This window comes from Aeromonas sp. ZOR0002 (assembly GCF_963866995.1).
Lineage (GTDB): Bacteria > Pseudomonadota > Gammaproteobacteria > Enterobacterales > Aeromonadaceae > Aeromonas > Aeromonas caviae.
Map to the genome: position 1 here is coordinate 1 of NZ_CAWMFQ010000237.1, position 255 is coordinate 255.

Genomic DNA, 255 nt, shown 5'->3' on the forward strand with positions numbered 1-255 from the left:
CACAGTCTTGGTGCGATCCAGCACCGCCATGCGCCGCACGCTCGCGGGCAGCGCATCGAGCAGCGCCTGTACCGGGAAGGGGCGATAGAGGCGAATGACCAGCACCCCGGTCTTGCGATCCTGTTGGTTGAGCCAATCCACAGTCGTGCGGGCGGTGGCCGCCCCCGAGCCCATCAGCACGATGACGTCGGTGGCATCGGGCGCGCCGTGGTACTCCACCAGCTGGTAGTGGCGGCCGGTCAGCTCGCCGAGGCT

Annotated in this window: 1 protein-coding gene; it reads right to left on the reverse strand. The window is 68.6% G+C overall.

Annotated features, from left to right (window positions below; all coding sequences use genetic code 11):
* Window positions 1–255: hypothetical protein (locus AACR77_RS13330; protein ID WP_042882072.1), on the reverse strand; the 255-nt coding region annotated here is incomplete at both ends.